Genomic DNA, 12,786 nt, shown 5'->3' on the forward strand with positions numbered 1-12,786 from the left:
CCCAAGAGGAGGCTTTGCCGCGCCGGTGGGCATGGCTATGCGTCATTCTGGTGCTGCAGGGAGGGCTGGCTCGCTCCCCCCGTGTCTCTGGCCGGGTTTGGGTTAGTTCACGCCCGGGAAAGAGTCCACATACTTGATGGTGAAGTCGGGAAAGGAGTCGACGATCTGGATTTTGTAATCAGGGAAACTGTCGACGATTTTCCACTTGCCAGGGGCGTCGGCGAAGGAATCGACTTTCTTCACGTTGAGGTCTTCAAAGGAGTTCACGACCTTGACCTTGTAGTCGGGGAAACTGTCGACGAACTTGATATTGCCGTAGATCTTCGAGACATCGACGCTGGTATCGGCCGAGGCGTTGAAGGAGCAGCAGAGCAGCAGTGCCAGGGCGGCGGTTTTCAACATGGGACTCATCCTGAGAGTGTTGGACAACGCGCCATCATACAGGTCGTCCGCTGCGATTGCAGGTGCCGGCGTCAACCGCGCTTGCGCATCAGGCCGATGAAAAACAACCCACCGATCGCCGCCGTGGCTACGCCGATGGGCAGGTCTTCCGGGGCGATCAGGGTTCGCGCCGCGACATCTACCCAGACCAGGAACAGGCTGCCCAGCAGTGCCGACACCGGCAGCAGGCGACGGTGCTCCGCGCCCACGAGGTAGCGGGCGATATGCGGCACCATCAAGCCGACGAAACCGATGGAGCCGCTGATGGACACCAGTACGCCAGTCAGCAGCGAAGCGATCAGGAACACCTTCAGACGCACATTGCGCGCACTCAGGCCGAGGGTCACGGCGGTCTGCTCGCCCGCCATCAGGGCGTTCAACGGCCGCGCCATGCTCACCAGCAGTATCAGCCCCAGCAGCACGCTCGCCGCCGGGATCGGCAGCAGTTCCCAACGGGCCAGGCCGAGGCCGCCGAGCATCCAGAACAACACCGCGGAACTGGCCCGGTGGTCGCCGAGAAACAGCAGCAGGTTGGCCAGCGCCATCATCACGAAGGACACCGCGACCCCGCACAGCAGCAGCCGGTCACTGTCCAGCCGCCCCTTGCGGCTGGCGATGGCCAGCACCACCAGCATGCTGCCCAGGGCACCGAGAAAAGCGGCGATGGGCAAGGTCAGCAGGCCGACGATTTCGCCCACATGCAGGACCACGATCACCGCGCCGAGGGTTGCCCCGGAGGTGACGCCGAGCAGGTGCGGGTCGGCCAGGGGATTGCGGGTGACCGCCTGCAGCACCGCGCCGATCAGGGCCAGCCCGGCCCCCACCAGCGCCCCGAGGAGCATGCGCGGCACCCGGATCAGCCAGACGATGGGCTCCTGGCCGGCGCTCCAGTTCACCTCGCCCAGGCCCAGCACCTTGTACGAGAGAATCCGCCACACCACGTCCACCGGCACCCGTGCCGGACCGAAGCCCAGGGACAGCACGCAGGAGAGCAGCAACAAGGCGCCGAGGGCGACCAGCAACAAGGCGTAGCGGCGGTTCATCATTGCGGGTGGAACGCCTTGGCGAGGGTTTCGATGGCCTGGACGTTATCGATGCCCGGTGTCGCCTCGACATAGGGAATGACCACGAAACGCTTGTTGCGGATGGCGTCCACCGACTGCAGCGCCGGGTTGCTTTCGAGGAAGTGCTGCTTCTGTTCGGCGGTGATTTCGCTGTAGTCGACGATGACGATCACCTGGGGATTCTTCTCCACCACGCTTTCCCAGTTCACCCGGGTCCAGCTGGCGTCGACATCATCCAGTACGTTGCGACCGCCCGCGGCTTCGATCAGCGCCTGGGGCATGGCCAGGCGGCCAGCGGTCATGGCGCGGTCTTCGCCGCTGTCGTAGAGAAACACCCGTGGGCGCTCGGCCGGCAGGCTTTTCTGCACGGCGCTCACCCGCGCCTGCATCGCGCCGACCAGGGCATCGGCACGCGCCTGCACGTCGAAGATCCGGCCCAGGTTGCGCAGGTCGTTGTAGGTGTCGTCGAGGCTGGCACCCGGGCGTTTCATCACGAAGGCGCAGGACTCGGTCAACTCGTAGACGTTGATGCCCAGGGGCGTCAGCGTCGCCGGGGTGACGGCACCGCCGACGCTCATGCCGTAGTCCCAGCCGGCGAAGAAGAAGTCGACATTGGCATTGAGCAGGGTTTCCACCGACGGGTACTTGGCCGCCAGTTCCGGCAGGCCGTCGAGGATCTTCGCCATCTGCGGGGTGACCGCTTTCCAGCCACTGATCCCGCTGTAGCCGACCATGCGCGGCTTGAGGCCGAGGGCGAGCATCATCTGGGTCATGTTGATGTCATGACTGACCGCGTGCCTGGGCGCCTCCTTGAAGGTCACCTCGCGGTTGCAGCTCTGGATCGTCAGTGGGTAGTGCGTCGACTCGGCCAGGGCGGACATGGACGTGAACAGTAAACCGAGGCAAAGCGCCAGGTGCCGTAGCTTCATGGTTGGGTTATCCAGGTGATTCGCGGGTAGCCGGAAAGTGGGTGGGTATCGATCAATGCTTCGACGCCGAAAACCTCGCGCAGCAGCTCGGCGGTCAGGACTTCGGCGGGTGTGCCGCTGGCGACGATGCGACCGTGGTGGAGCACGTACAAGCGGTCGCAGAACGCCGCGGCCAGGTTGAGGTCATGGATGCTGGCCAGGGTGCCGATCTTCAGTTGCCTGACCAGGCGCAACAGCTCCAGCTGGAAGCGTGGGTCGAGGTGGTTGGTCGGTTCGTCGAGGATCAGCAGTTGCGGTTGCTGGGCCAGCGCGCGGGCGAGGATCACCCGTTGTTTTTCACCGCCGGAGAGGGTGGCGAAGGCGTGGTCTTCGAAGCCCAGCATGCCCACCGACTCGAGGGACTGGTGGATCAGTCGGCGGTCGGCCTCGGTGTCGCCGTCGAAGAGTTTCTTGTGCGGGGTACGGCCCATGGCGACCACTTCCTCGACGGTCAGGCCAAAGGCATCGGGGAATTCCTGGAGCACCACGGCGATGCGCTGGGCGCACCAGCGTGGCGATTGTTTCCAGACGTTCTGGTGGTCGAGCAGGACCTCGCCGTGTTCCGGTTGGCTGAAGCGGTAGGCGCAGCGCAACAGGCTGGTCTTGCCGCTGCCATTGGGGCCGATCAGGCCGACGAACTCACCGGCGGCCACCCGTAGGTTGGCGTCACGCAGCTGGAACTGGTGATGGCAGTGGCCACGGCCCAGGGGTGTCCAGGCGAGATGGGTGAGGGTCAGCGAGGTCATTCGTTACTCATTGTTCGGGAAATATACGCAACCCCCTTTGTAGGAGCCGGCTTGCCGGCGATGGTCGTCAACGATAACGCGGGATACCTGAAACCACGCGGCGCTCTTGAGCTCATCGCCAGCAAGCTGGCTCCTACAGGGAGGGGTGTTGTTATATTATAACTATGCGCAATTGCAACAGATTTGCATTAAAAGTCTACCGATTTTTCGGTGGCATGCCTCTCAACGGCTTCAGCTTGAAGATGAGGCGGATTCAGGTTCACCCTTGAGGCGCGACAGCAGCGCCCAGTCCAGCAACCAGACGACAATCAGCGAGACCCCGACCAGCGGGAACAGGATCGCCAGGGCGAACATGATCACCAGGGCGGTTTTCCAACGCGGCAGATCATGGCGCAGCGGCGGCACTCCGAGGCCACCTTGCGGGCGGCGCTTCCACCACATCACCACACCGCTGACCGCGCTGAGCAGGATCATCAGGCACACCAGCAGCATGACCAACTGGTTGATCGTCCCGAACAGCTTGCCTTCATGCAGCATCACGCCCATCTCCGTGGCCCGGGCGACATTGCCGTAGTGTTGCCAGCGCACATCGGCCAGGACCGTGCCGGTGTACTGGTCTACGTGCAGTGTGGCGTCGTTGCGCGGGTCGTCGGCGAACACGGCGATGGTGAACACACCTTCGGCGGTGCTTGGCAGGGTGATGCTGTAGCCGGGTTCGACCTGCCGCGCGGTGGCGATGTCCACCATCTGTTGCAGGGGGATGCCTGGTGCTGCCGGGCCGGTCGCGGCGCCGCCGTGGTTCATGTGTTCGGCATGCTCGCCGGACACCGGCATCGGCGTGTTTTCCAGGGCCCAGGGCACGGTCTGGCGGGCCGAGTCGTTGAGGCTGCGGGCCTCGATGTCGGACTTGGGCATGTTGTTCCACATGGCGTCGGGAAACCTGTTCCAGACCTCGGCGTATTGCTTGCCCCAGACACCGGTCCAGGTCATGCCGCTGAGCAGCATGAACAACAGCAGTCCCGCACCCCAGAAGCCGGTGACGGCATGCAGGTCGCGCCAGACGATCCGTCCGCGCTTGCCCAGGCGCGGCCAGAGCACGCCGGCGCCGGAGCGGCCCCGTGGCCACCAGAGGTAGAGGCCGGACACCACCAGCATCACCCCCCAGCCGGCGGCCAGTTCCACCAGGCGGTCGCCGACCGTGCCGATCATCAGTTTGCCGTGCAGGGAGCGGGCGACGGCTTGCAGGTTGAGCTTGGCATCCTGCTCGCCGAGGATAGTGCCGCGATAGGGGTCGAGGAACACGTTGAGCTCGCGACCGTCGCGGATAACCACGAACTGCGCGCTGTGTTCGGCGTTGATGGGCGGCAGGTACTGTTTGATCCGCGCCTGTGGATAAGCCATCTCGATGCGCCGCATTTGCTCGTCGGCATTGAGGCTGTGATGACCGGCCTGGACCGTCATCAGGTCGCGGTACAGCAGCGGGTCGAGTTGCGGCTTGAACAGGTAGATGATCCCGGTCAGGGCCAGCAGGACCATGAACGGGGCGACGAACAGCCCGGCATAGAAATGCCAGCGCCAGGCCAGGTTGTAGAAAGAGATTTTAGGTTGGCTCATCAGGAGCGCTCCGCAAGGTTCGATTGTTTTTGGTCGTCTGATGTCGTGATGTCTTTGTCATCGTGCTATCCCTGTGGGAGCCGGCTTGCCGGCGATGAGGCCAGCAAGTCTTGCGTCGCTCTTACGGCCGCCATCGCCGGCAATCGAGCGTCGACCGGCCGTTCCTACAGGTTTTGCGCTGATCTCAAAAACGATGTGGTCTAGAAACTCATGTCCACCTTGGTCCAGAACGTGCGCCCCGGTTCGTTGATGGCTGTCGGGTCATTGGCCGGGTAGCCGAACCCGGCGTTACCCGCCAGGTTCAGGTGTTCGGCGTAGGCCTTGTCGAACAGGTTGTCGACACCGCTGCTGACTTTCACGTGGGCGTTGATCCGGTACGCGCCGTTGAGGGAGAACACCCCGAAACCGGCGCTTCTGGAAAAGTCCTTGCCGACCACGTTGCCTTCATTCAGGTCGACGCGGTTCTGTTGCGCCACCACCCGCCACAGGCCCCCGGCACTCCAGTTGTCGCGGCTGTAGGTCAGGCCCAGGCGGGTTTCCAGGGGCGGCATCTGCGGCAGCGCCTTGCCGTCGCTGGTGTTCTTGCCCCAGGCATAGGCCAGGGTGGCATCGGCTTTCCAGTTGGCGGTCAGCCGGTAGGCCGCGCCGAGTTCGCCGCCCATGATCCGCGCGTCGACATTGCGCGCCTGGGAGGTCGTGCCCATCATTCCCGGCTGGTAGTTGAACAGGATGAAGTCGCGCACCTGGCCGACATAACCCGAGGCCCAGGCCTCCAGGTCCTCGGTCTTGTACTGCAGGCCGACATCCAGCTGGGTGGTCTTCTCCGGCTTGATGGCATCGAAGGCGTTGAGCGAGCCGCTCGGGCCCTGGTTGGGGGAGAACAGTTCCCAGTAGTCCGGGAAGCGCTCGGCGTGACCCAGGCCGGCGTACAGCGTGGTCGGGCTGGCGGCCAGGTCGTGCTCGTAGCGGACGAAGCCGCTGGGCAGGCTGCCTGCGCGGGTCTGGTTGACGGTCGGATTCGGTCGGGCGCTCATCCCGGAGCCGATGCGCTGGCGAAAGTCCTTGGCCGAAGCCTGGTCCAGCCGGGCGCCGCTGATCAGGCGGTCGCGCTCGGTGGCGTACCAGGTCAGTTCGCCGAAGAGGCCATAGTTGTGGAACTCGGCGTCCCTGTTGCGCGGCAGGTCCTTGTAGGTGCCGATGCCCGGGCCTTTACGCTGGCGGTGCTCGTCGGTCTGGGCGTCGAGGCCGCCGATCAGTTGCCAGTCGGCCCAGCGCCAGGTGGCCTTGAGCCGGGCGCCGAGGGTGCGGCGGTCGACGTTGGAGGCCATGGGCCCGGCCATCATCCCGGTGCCCGAGGGCGTGCGCAGGCTGTAGTTGTCCATCACGTGGTCGGCGTAGTTGTAGTAGACCTGGGCCTCGAGTTTGTCGAGGACCTCGCCGAGGTTGGACTTTTCAAAACGCAGGCCGAGGCTCTCGCGCTTGAACTGTGCGCCATCCATGCTGCGTCCGGCGTAGCGGGCTTCTCCGTCGCCCTTGCCGGCGGTCAGTTCCAGCAGGGTGTCGGCGTCCGGGGTCCAGCCCAGCGCGACATCGCCGTTCCACTTGTCATAGCGCGAGGGCACGCTGTCGCCGTTGCCGTCCTTGTAGTCGCCGGCACGGGCCTGGTTACCGATCGCCCGGACATACCCCAACGGCCCGCCGGCGGCGGCATCGACCACCTTGTCGAAACGCCCGTTGGAGCCGGCCAGCACACTGGCATTGAGCCGTGTGCCGAGTTCGCCGAAGTGCTCCGGCTCGCGGTCGAAGAGGATGGTCCCGGCCGAGGCGCCCGGACCCCAGAGCACGGTTTGCGGGCCTTTGATCACCGTCAGCTTGTCGTAGGTTTCCGGGGCGATATAGGAGGTCGGTGCGTCCATGCGGCCCGGGCAGGCGCCGAGCATCTGGCCGCCATTGGTGAGGATGTTCAGCCGCGATCCGAACATGCCGCGCAGTACCGGGTCGCCGTTGGTACCGCCGTTGCGCACCAGGGCAAAGCCGGGGATGGTCTTGAGGTAGTCGCCGCCGTCACTGGCGGGCACCGGCTGGCGCGGATCCTTGGGGTCGGTGATTACCGTCAGCGGCGAACTGGGGGCGAGGGCGGTAATCACCGTCGGGGCGATTTCCCGGGCGGGATCGTCCTGCGAGTCGGCGGCGAAGACGCCGGGCGCGAGCAAGGCGCCGCACATCAGCGCGGTGGTCTGGCGCAGGCGTGCGCGGGCCTCGTTCAGGGCGAACGGCGACGACGCCCGCGCAACGCGCAGGCGAGTGTTGGCAGTGGACATAAGCGTTCCATCATTCAAGCGAATACAACACGGCTGCCGCCCTGGAACTGCGATTTACAGTCCAGGTGGGCCGGGTGAGAAAGTTGTGTCGTTGCTTAATGGAACGCGGGCGGAGCGCGGGTGCGGGCACCCGGGAAGGTGGTTTGCCGGGCGTGGCCCAGGCGGGTCAGGGTGACGACGGCGGTGGATGGCCGAGGGCCGTCAAGGGCGGCGAAGCTGAGGGTCTGCGGCAGTGCCGGGCAACTGAACAGCAGGGTGCAATAGCCGCATTTTTCCCACAGCGCATGGTGTTCGGCGCTGGGGGCGTGGTGCTCGGCGGCGCTCTGCTCCATGCCCGCCTGCCCGGGCATCTCCATCGACATGTCCATGCCCATCGACATGGGCATGCGGTGATCCATCGGCATCGCCTGGGAAATCAGCGGACCGATAAAGATCATCAACATGGCGAACAGGCTCAGCCAACTGCCGTGTACCTGTGCACGGGAGCGGGGCGACCTGAGGCGTGAGGCGCGCATGGCGTTCAAAGTCGTCGTCGGTTACTGCGCGTGGTCCATGTGACCCATGGCATTCGTACCGGCAGGCGCCTGTTTCTGCACCGACACCTCGACCGTCACGTCGCCGGCCTTTTCAAAGTGCAGGGTCAGCGGGAAGTGCTTGCCATCCTGCAGTTGGCTGCGGTCCTTGAGGTCCAGCAACATCACATGAAAGGCCATGGGCGCGAATCGAACTTCGCCCCCGGCGGGGATGTCGACGCTGGCGACGGGCTGCATTTTCATCAGGTCCTGCTGCATCACGTGTTCATGCAGTTCGGCCTTGCCGGCAATGGGACTGTCGACGCGGGTCAGGCGGTCGGCCGTGGTGCCCGGGTTGTGGATCACGAAATAGGCCGCCACCGTCGGGGCGTTGGGCGGCAGTTCCTGGGACCAGGGGTGGCTGATCTGCAAGTCACCGACCTTGAATTCGTGGGCATGGGCAAAGCAGGCGGGCAGCAGCAGGGCGGCCAGCAACAGGGCATTCTTGAGCATGGTGGTTCTCCATAACGATTCATGACGCACAAGGACTGCGAGCGTGAATCAGGTTAGCGGAGAAGCCCTGGGGTTGAGCGAGGGCCATTGCTGGCGAGGGGTGGGGGCATCGATTTCGGTAGCGGGGCGCGTGGGGTTGGTTGCGACCTGCAGAACCGGAAGTTGCGTCACGTGGCCGGGCAACGCCAGCAGCGGCGCAAAGGCCGCACAGCACCAGCAGTGCTGCATGGTGGAATGCTCATCGTTCTGCGGGGCTTTCTGTTCCAGCTTGCCGAGGTCGATGGCCACCAGCCGGGTGCCACTGGCGGAGCAGAAGCTGCCCCATAGCAGTTGCTCCGGGAGCGAACTCTCCGACGCTTGCGCCATGGCTCCGGACATCGGCATGGCGAGCAGATTGAACAGCACTGCGAAGCAGGCGATCCAGGCAAATGCTAGCCGTTGTCGGGACATGGGAAGGCTTTCCGTCAGTGTTTTCAAACAGATGGGTTATTTAGCCTGAACGTCCTTCATAAGTAAAAGCGCGGGCTGCGGTGAAAGGTCGCAAGCTTGTGTAGGGTTTATCGGTGATCCTTGTGCACAAGCGTAGCAGGATGCCGTCACATGGCCGGAACAGCATGGACCTCGATCTTCACGCCCAGGGTGGCGCGAATCACGCTGAAGATAGCGGCCAAGTTGTCCATGCTCGGATTGCCCTTGGCCGAGAGCATGCGGTGCAGGCTTTTGCTCGGCTTGTCGGTTTCCTTGGCCAGGCCCTCGAAGCCGACGGTGGCGTTGACCAGGTCACGCAGGATCACCCGTGCAATTTCGGGTTCGCCATTGAGAAACAGGGTGGCGGCTTCATCCAGCAGTGCCTGGGCGAACGCCGGGTCGCGCTGCGCCCGCTCGGCGATGGTCTGTTTGAAGCTGCGAGTAAGGGCCATTCAGTGTTACCTCGTTTTCGATGCGGCTTTTTTACGGCGCTGGTATTCGGCAATGAGCGCTTTGGCTTGCTTGATGTCGTTGTTCTGGCTGGATTTGTGACCACCGCCAAACAGGATGATCAGCCGTTTGCCCTCCTGGATCAGATAGATTCGGTAGCCTGGGCCCCAATCTATGCGGTATTCACCCAGACCGTCGAACCACTTGATGTTGGAGGTGTTGCCCATCTGCATGCGAAGGATTGCAGTGGATACCTTCGTGGCGGCCTGCACATCCAATGACGCGAACCAGTTTTCGAATGGGTTGGCCTGGTTGTCCCGAATATATTCTTCAACCTCGATCATTGTGCTCTCAAGGTAACCTAAAGGTTACTATATTTGCAAGCTGATGATCGTGATCTATTCGTGGATGCTTGCCAACGCGGCAAGTGTTTCAGTGAGCGTCTGGAACTCCCGGTCCACCGGCGGCAATGCCGGGCGCTGGAGAATCAGCACCGGTACCCCGAGCTCTCGGGCCACCTGCAATTTGGGTTCGGTCGCGCTGCTGCCGCTGTTCTTGCTGATCAGCACGTCGATGGCGCGGCGCTGGAACAAGGCGCGCTCGTCTTCCTGCAGGAAGGGCCCGCGTGCGCCGATCACTTCGCAGCGGGCGTTGCCGGGATAAGTCTCGAGGGCGCGCAAGGTCCAGAATTGCCCGGCGGGAATTTCTTCCAGATGTTGCAGCGGCTCGCGGCCGAGGGTGAACAGCGGGCGCTGGAAGGGCTTGAGGGCCTCGACCAGTTCGGCCCAGTCGGCGACTTCGCGCCAGTCGTCGCCGGGTTCCGCGACCCAGGCCGGGCGCCGCAGCGCCCAACAGGGGATGCCGCTCAAGCGCGCGGCAGTGGCGGCGTTGTGGCTGATTTGCGCGGCGTAGGGATGGGTGGCGTCCAGCAGCAGGTCGATGCCTTCATCCCGGATGAATTGCGCCAGGCCTTCGGCCCCGCCATAACCGCCGACCCGGACCTGGCATTTCAAGTCTGTCGGCACCCGCCCGACACCCGCCAGGCTGTAGATATGTCCCGGGCCCAAGGTCCGGGCAATCGCCAAGGCCTCGGTGACGCCGCCGAGCAGCAACAGGCGTTTCATGGCTGTACTCCCGCGTGACCGACGATGCCGCCCTGGCGGTCGATGGCGAAGACTTCCACCTGCACCTGCGCGGGGACCACGCTGCGGGCGAAATCGCGGGCCCGCCGGCAGACCGCATCGCCGAGGGCGATGCCCGCCGCGCTGGCCATGGCCAGCGCCTGCTGGCTGGTGTTGGCCTGGACAATCGCCGTCTGCAAGGCCTGATCGGCACCGACTTCTCCGGCCCATTCGGCCAGTTGCGGCAGGTCGATGCTCGAGTGCCGGCTGTGCAGGTCCATGTGCCCGGCCGCCAGCTTGCTGATCTTGCCGAAGCCGCCGCACAGGCTCAGCTTGTCCACCGGAACCTTGCGCAGGTGCTTGAGCACGGCGCCGACGAAGTCGCCCATTTCGATCAGGGCGATTTCCGGCAGGTTGTAGACCCGGCGCATGGTGTCTTCGCTGGCGTTGCCGGTGCAGGCGGCGATATGCAGGTAGCCGTTGGTCTTGGCGACGTCGATGCCCTGGTGGATCGAGGCGATATAGGCCGCGCAGGAAAACGGTCGGACGATGCCGCTGGTGCCGAGGATCGACAGCCCGCCGAGAATGCCCAGGCGCGGGTTCATGGTTTTCAGCGCCAGGGCCTCTCCGTCGCGGACATTGACGGTGACCGAGAAGCCGCCGGGGTAATCCAGCTCGGCTGCCAATTGCCGCAGATGGTCGCTGATCATCTGGCGCGGCACCGGGTTGATCGCCGGTTCGCCGACAGCCAGGACCAGGCCGGGGCGGGTGACGGTCCCGACGCCTTTGCCCGCATGAAACTGCACGCCGGGTTCGGCGGTCAGGCGGACTTGCGAGTACAGCAGGGCACCGTGGGTGACATCCGGGTCGTCGCCGGCATCCTTGAGGGTGCCGGCCTCGGCGCCGTCGTCATGGCGGCGACAGAACTCCAGGCGCAGGTCCACGCGCTTGCCCTTGGGCAGGGTGATCTGCACCGCGTCACAGCTGACACCACTGAGCAGCAGGCGCGCCGCCGCCAGGGCGGTGGCGGTGGCGCAGCTGCCGGTGGTCAGGCCGCTGCGCAGGGGCGCGGGCTGTTCGGCGGTTTCCTCACGCATGACCAACCCCTTGTAGGAGCTGGCTTGTCGGGACGCCGCATCGCAGCGAGGAGGCCCTTGAGCCTTGCGGTGTCCGTGCGGACGCTATCGCCAGCAAGCCGGCTCCCACAGGGGATCGGTGTTCATTCAGGCTGTTCAAGGTTTGACCACATCGAGCAAGGTGATCGGCAAGGCTTGGCGCCAGGTGTCGAAATCCCCCAGCGGTTGGGCCTGGGCGATATGAACGCGGGTCAGTTCGCCGCCATGGGCCTGGCGCCAGTTCATCAACAACAGTTCGCTTTGCAGGGTCACCGCATTCGCCACCAGCCGGCCTCCCGGCTTGAGCTGCGCCCAGCAAAGGTCCAGCACCCCGGGGCGGGTGACGCCGCCGCCGATAAAGATCGCATCCGGCGGCTCCAGGCCCTCCAGCGCATCGGGCGCACGGCCACGAATCAATTGCAGCCCCGGTACCCCGAGGGCGTCACGATTGCGCTCGATCAACTGTTGGCGACCGGCGTCGGCCTCGATGGCAATGGCCCGGCAACTGGGGTGGGCGCGCATCCATTCGATGCCGATGGAGCCGCTGCCCGCGCCGACATCCCACAACAGTTCACCGGGCAGCGGGGCGAGGCGGGCGAGGGTGATGGCGCGGACATCGCGCTTGGTCAGTTGCCCGTCATGCTCGAAGGCGCTGTCCGGCAACCCGCCAATACGCGACAGACGCGGCGTGCCGGGGGCGGCCAGGCACTCGATGGCGACCAGGTTCAGGTCGGCAATCGGCGGGTCGCTCCAATCCTCGGCCAGCCCGTCGATCCGCCGTTCCGCCGGGCCGCCCAGGTGTTCCAGCACGCTGATCCGGCTCGGGCCGAAACCCCGTTCGCGCAGCAGCGCGGCAATGGCCGCGGGACTCAGGCCATCATTGCTCAGCACCAGCAGGCGCACACCGCTGTGCAGGTGCGCAGCGAGGGCGGCCAGCGGGCGGGCGACGACCGAGAGTATCTCCACGTCCTGCAAGGCCCAGCCCAGGCGGGCGGCGGCCAGCGAGCAGGAGGAGGGCGCGGGCAACACCTGCATCTCCTCGGCGGTGACCCGGCGTGACAGGCTGGCGCCCACGCCGAACAGCATCGGATCACCGCTGGCCAGCACGCAGGTCGGCGCGCCGCGCAGGGCCAACAGCGGCTCCAGGGAAAACGGACTTGGCCAGCCCAGGCGCTCGGCGCGAATGTCCGCCGGCAGCAGGTCGAGCTGACGCTGGCCGCCGAATACCCGTGAAGCCGCCGCCAGGGCTTCGCGGGCGTGCCGGCCGAGCCCACTGAAGCCGTCTTCACCGATTCCCACGATTGTCAGCCAAGGCGCCATCTAAAATCCTCAAAACACAGCGGTTCCGACGGGCAGGCTTTTCATGCCGTCGGACAAAGCAGGCATAATACCGCGCCTTCGACGGCGAAACGCTCTTCGATAGCAGCCAATACTTTTCCTTCACTGCCGGTCG

The 12,786-nt window shown here is 64.9% G+C and carries 14 protein-coding genes; all 14 read right to left on the minus strand.

Annotated elements, in window-relative coordinates; translation table 11 throughout:
* Positions 1 to 102: 102 nt before the first annotated feature.
* The 14 genes from UCMB321_RS03660 to UCMB321_RS03725 all read right to left on the minus strand — a co-directional run bounded on the left by UCMB321_RS03660 (position 103) and on the right by UCMB321_RS03725 (position 12,653).
* The gene (locus tag UCMB321_RS03660; RefSeq protein ID WP_040063947.1) at positions 103 to 402 is read right to left on the minus strand and encodes a 7(1) septoil knot domain-containing protein; all 300 of its coding nucleotides are present in this window, start codon (positions 400 to 402) and stop codon (positions 103 to 105) included.
* 71 nt (positions 403 to 473) lie between these two features.
* Positions 474 to 1,487, minus strand: a complete 1,014-nt coding sequence (locus UCMB321_RS03665) for a FecCD family ABC transporter permease (protein WP_040063948.1) — start codon at positions 1,485 to 1,487, stop codon at positions 474 to 476.
* On the minus strand, positions 1,484 to 2,434 hold the full coding sequence (locus tag UCMB321_RS03670; protein WP_040063949.1) for an ABC transporter substrate-binding protein: 951 nt from the start codon (positions 2,432 to 2,434) through the stop codon (positions 1,484 to 1,486). The genes UCMB321_RS03665 and UCMB321_RS03670 overlap by 4 nt, the downstream gene beginning before the upstream one ends.
* A complete protein-coding gene (locus UCMB321_RS03675; protein ID WP_040063952.1) occupies positions 2,431 to 3,219 on the minus strand; it encodes an ABC transporter ATP-binding protein in 789 nt (262 codons plus the stop codon). Before UCMB321_RS03675 ends, UCMB321_RS03670 begins: the two co-directional genes overlap by 4 nt.
* Before the next feature lie 231 nt (positions 3,220 to 3,450).
* Positions 3,451 to 4,833: a PepSY-associated TM helix domain-containing protein gene (locus tag UCMB321_RS03680; protein ID WP_040063954.1), complete on the minus strand. Its 1,383-nt coding sequence runs from the start codon at positions 4,831 to 4,833 to the stop codon at positions 3,451 to 3,453.
* Between the two features lie 200 nt (positions 4,834 to 5,033).
* Positions 5,034 to 7,154 (minus strand): TonB-dependent copper receptor, encoded by a 2,121-nt coding sequence (locus UCMB321_RS03685; protein WP_040063955.1) that lies wholly within the window; start codon positions 7,152 to 7,154, stop codon positions 5,034 to 5,036.
* 95 nt (positions 7,155 to 7,249) lie between these two features.
* Entirely contained in the window at positions 7,250 to 7,669 is a 420-nt protein-coding gene (locus UCMB321_RS03690; protein WP_040063956.1) for a DUF2946 domain-containing protein, read from the minus strand.
* 21 nt (positions 7,670 to 7,690) lie between these two features.
* Entirely contained in the window at positions 7,691 to 8,179 is a 489-nt protein-coding gene (locus UCMB321_RS03695) for a copper chaperone PCu(A)C (RefSeq protein ID WP_040063957.1), read from the minus strand.
* A gap of 48 nt (positions 8,180 to 8,227) precedes the next feature.
* Positions 8,228 to 8,629: a DUF2946 domain-containing protein gene (locus UCMB321_RS03700; protein WP_040063959.1), complete on the minus strand. Its 402-nt coding sequence runs from the start codon at positions 8,627 to 8,629 to the stop codon at positions 8,228 to 8,230.
* A 146-nt stretch (positions 8,630 to 8,775) separates the two neighbouring features.
* Entirely contained in the window at positions 8,776 to 9,099 is a 324-nt protein-coding gene (locus UCMB321_RS03705) for a helix-turn-helix domain-containing transcriptional regulator (protein WP_040063960.1), read from the minus strand.
* Positions 9,100 to 9,105: 6 nt separating this feature from the next.
* Positions 9,106 to 9,441: a type II toxin-antitoxin system RelE/ParE family toxin gene (locus UCMB321_RS03710; protein WP_040063962.1), complete on the minus strand. Its 336-nt coding sequence runs from the start codon at positions 9,439 to 9,441 to the stop codon at positions 9,106 to 9,108.
* A gap of 54 nt (positions 9,442 to 9,495) precedes the next feature.
* Complete coding sequence (locus tag UCMB321_RS03715; protein ID WP_040063964.1) at positions 9,496 to 10,221, minus strand: cobalt-precorrin-6A reductase; 726 nt, start codon at positions 10,219 to 10,221, stop codon at positions 9,496 to 9,498.
* Positions 10,218 to 11,315: a cobalt-precorrin-5B (C(1))-methyltransferase gene (locus UCMB321_RS03720; RefSeq protein WP_040063966.1), complete on the minus strand. Its 1,098-nt coding sequence runs from the start codon at positions 11,313 to 11,315 to the stop codon at positions 10,218 to 10,220. The genes UCMB321_RS03715 and UCMB321_RS03720 overlap by 4 nt, the downstream gene beginning before the upstream one ends.
* 135 nt (positions 11,316 to 11,450) lie before the next feature.
* Positions 11,451 to 12,653 carry a bifunctional cobalt-precorrin-7 (C(5))-methyltransferase/cobalt-precorrin-6B (C(15))-methyltransferase gene (locus UCMB321_RS03725; RefSeq protein WP_040063967.1) on the minus strand — a complete coding sequence of 401 codons (1,203 nt, stop codon included), beginning with the start codon at positions 12,651 to 12,653 and terminating at the stop codon, positions 11,451 to 11,453.
* Positions 12,654 to 12,786 lie beyond the last annotated feature (133 nt).

It is taken from the genome of Pseudomonas batumici (genome assembly GCF_000820515.1).
Classification (GTDB): domain Bacteria; phylum Pseudomonadota; class Gammaproteobacteria; order Pseudomonadales; family Pseudomonadaceae; genus Aquipseudomonas; species Aquipseudomonas batumici.